Origin of the sequence: Kitasatospora sp. NPDC059803 (genome assembly GCF_042732255.1) — a bacterium.
GTDB lineage: Bacteria > Actinomycetota > Actinomycetes > Streptomycetales > Streptomycetaceae > Kitasatospora.
The window spans coordinates 9,764-10,540 of record NZ_JBHWIJ010000300.1 but is presented as its reverse complement, the minus strand read 5'-3'; the positions used below and the strand labels follow the sequence as shown (position 1 = coordinate 10,540).

Below are 777 nucleotides of genomic sequence, written 5' to 3'. Positions count from 1 at the left end.
CCTGCCCGGAGAGTGCTCTCCGGGTGGGCCGCCGCCGTGTGAGGAGCGGGTGGCTCAGGTGCTGGTGCCGCTCAGGTGCTGGTGCCGCCGGTGCCACCGGTGGCGCCGCCGGGGAGCCCGCCGCCCGGGATGGACGGCAGCTTGCCCTTGAAGTCGGCGATGCCGTTGACGATGGTGTCCATCAGGCCGAGGTCCGGCGCCTTGTCGGCGATGTCGAAGCCGAAGTGCACGGAGATCAGCGACTTGCCGTCGGTGGACGGGAAGACCACCGTCTGCACGTAGCCGTTGTTGCCCTTGGGCGCGTCGACCTTCCAGCGGACCAGGTAGCCGTCCTGGCCGTTGACCTTGACCGCCTCGGACTTCAGCTCCTGGTGCCCGGTGATGGCGCCGTACGAGTCCTTGGCCGCCTTGTCGATGTCGGCCTTGGCGGCCGCCTGGGCGTCGGTACCGCCGCCGTCGATCCGGCCGGTGGTCACCCCGCCGAGGCTGCACAAGCCGTTGCCGTCCGGACACTGGTACGAGCCGACGACGACCGAGGCGTAGCCGTCGTTGGTGTAGCCGCCCTGCCAGCCGGAGGGGACGGGCAGGGTGAGCCCGTTCACCAGGTCGATCGCGTTGCCGGCGCCGGGCCTGGCCTTGCCGCTGCCGCCGTTCCCGTTCCCGCCGCTCCCGCCGTTTCCACCGGGCCCCCCGGTGCCCCCCGGGCCGTTGGTGGCGTGGCCGCGAGCGCCCGGGGGTGTTGGGGCGGGGGGGGGGGTGCGCGAGAGACCGGCGCCC

The 777-nt window shown here is 73.2% G+C and carries 1 protein-coding gene; it reads right to left on the bottom strand.

What is annotated here, in order from left to right:
• Positions 1 to 71: 71 nt before the first annotated feature.
• A partial coding sequence (locus ACFV6I_RS32850; RefSeq protein WP_380429297.1) for a hypothetical protein occupies positions 72 to 777 on the bottom strand: 706 nt, incomplete at its 5' end.